The organism is Psychrobacter sp. T6-1, assembly GCF_052258445.1.
Genome location: NZ_JBQQFC010000376.1, coordinates 1 through 2051, shown reverse-complemented (window position 1 = coordinate 2051; position 2051 = coordinate 1). Strand labels below are relative to the sequence as shown.

3 protein-coding genes are annotated in these 2051 nt (G+C 45.5%); 2 read left to right on the top strand and 1 reads right to left on the bottom strand.

Annotated features, from left to right (window positions below):
• Positions 1-338 (bottom strand): RidA family protein (locus ACTXGO_RS12935; RefSeq protein ID WP_443574813.1); only part of this gene is annotated, 338 nt, incomplete at its 3' end.
• A gap of 226 nt (positions 339-564) precedes the next feature.
• Here ACTXGO_RS12935 and ACTXGO_RS12930 point away from each other — a divergent pair.
• Both ACTXGO_RS12930 and ACTXGO_RS12925 read left to right on the top strand, forming a co-directional pair.
• Positions 565-1503, top strand: coding sequence for a LysR family transcriptional regulator (locus tag ACTXGO_RS12930; protein ID WP_443541652.1), 939 nt, complete (start codon positions 565-567; stop codon positions 1501-1503).
• A 57-nt stretch (positions 1504-1560) separates the two neighbouring features.
• Positions 1561-2051: TSUP family transporter (locus ACTXGO_RS12925; RefSeq protein WP_443574812.1), on the top strand; the 491-nt coding region annotated here is incomplete at its 3' end.

Genomic DNA, 2051 nt, shown 5'->3' with positions numbered 1-2051 from the left:
AGTCCTGCGATCACTAAAGCTGCGCGGTTGGGATAAGGCGCTTCAAAGTATTCGGCATAGACTTGATTGACCGTCTTTAGATAATCGCGATCAGTCACATAAATGAGCACTTGCAGTACTGCATCCATGCCAACGCCAGCACTCTCTAGCGTATGCTTGAGGTTATCCAATGTCTGACGCGTTTGCGCCTCGATACCGCCGCTAACGACTTCCCCTTTATCATCAATTGGAATCTGCGCGGTATAAAGCGTACCGTTACTGGTGACTGCCCACTCAAGGGGTGCTTTTGAGGCGTATAATGAGGTTTTGACAGCTTGCTTAGGTGAGTGAGTGGTCATAAAACACTAATCCTTTAAGTAGTGGGTATCTAGATTGAGCCAGATACTTAGACGTTCCTTGGGTTAGCATCTATGCTACTCTTTTGGCTTTAACAAATCTAACTCATTAAATATTAATAATGATAAATTTAATCTATCATGTGCTATAGTTCTTATAAATAGCACAGCTTGTGCTTGTCTCAATACATAAGAATTTATCACCTAGGGATTTATCGGATAACAAGGTATGAAGTTACAGCAGCTAAGGCACTTTTTATTAGTGGTAGAAGCTGGCGGCTTTCGCGCAGCAGCAGATCGCGCCAATCGCACGCAAGCTGCGTTATCCGCTTCTATTAAAGAGCTAGAAAAGTCGCTCGGTCAAAGACTGTTTGAGAGTGGCAATACCGCAACCCTTAGCGCTTTTGGGCAGACTTGCCTGCCAAAGATTGAGCAGTTTGTAAGTTATGCTCAGACACTTGAGGAGGACTTAAAATCGGTTGCGGCAGGAGACAAGGGCAAGATCAGGATCGCAAGCGTGCCATCCTTGGTCACAAAATTATTGCCAAGCGTACTAGCCGCCTACTCGCAGAGATACCCTGATATTGAGATTGTATTGATAGATGATAACTCTGTCGGCGTCGCCAATAGGTTGTTGGCCGGCGAAGTCGATGTCGCTTTGGGCAACGATGTGCAAGTGGATCAAGCAGATATTGACTTCACCGCACTCATCTCAGACCCTATAGGTGTCGTGTGCTTAAAAAGTAATGTATTGTGCCAGCAGTTGATGCAACCAAAGCGCGCATCTTCTAAAGCCTTGCAAAAGGAATTGACCGCACAACAAGGTCTAACCTGGCAACAGTTAGTCGGTCAGCCATTTATCTATAATGGTACTTGCCGCTTGCTCGAGAACACCCAAGCGCAAGTGCTAAACCGGCAGGCGCGCTATACGGTTGAGAATATTACCTCTTTATTCTCCCTACTTCGGCACGACCTTGGCATTACAACCCTACCCAAACTCGCCTTTCCCTCTAATGAGTCGGAGCTCATATGGATACCACTACTTGAGCCTACTTTGACGCGGCAGGTCGGTATTTTTAAACTGGCAGACAAAAGCATTTCTCCTGCGGCTACCGCCTTTTATGAGCTGTGCATTCAACATATTGAAGATCATTATCTGTTGTCATGAGTCTGCTTTCATTAGGTTCTAAATGAGTAAAAGTAGAGGACTATAAAGTAAATAATTATGATTTTAGAGACGATATTTAACCTTGTGCAAACCATACCTGCTTGGCATTTAGCGGGTCTTTTTGCTATAGGCATGATTGCTTTTATTGTCTCCACCATATCAGGTGGCGGCGGCGCTTTGTTACTGATACCTATAACCTCTTGGATGCTAGGAGCATCAGCTGCGCCGCCAGTCATCAACTTAGGAACTTTTATTAGTCGTCCTGTGCGCTTATATCTATTTTGGCAAGATATTGACTGGTCACTCATCAAATACTATGTGCCGAGTGCGGTCGTTGGGGCGTGGCTGGCAGCATTTTTATTTAGTCGGCTAGATGGGAGCTGGATTCAGCTATTGGTTGGCGGGTTTTTGGTCTCTACCGTGTTCCAGTATCGCTTTGGCAAGATCGATAAGAGCTTTGATATGCCAAAGTTAGGGTTTATCCCATTAGGGTTTGTCACCGCTTTTATCAGTACGTTGGTCGGCGGCCTTGGCCCCGTACTCAATCC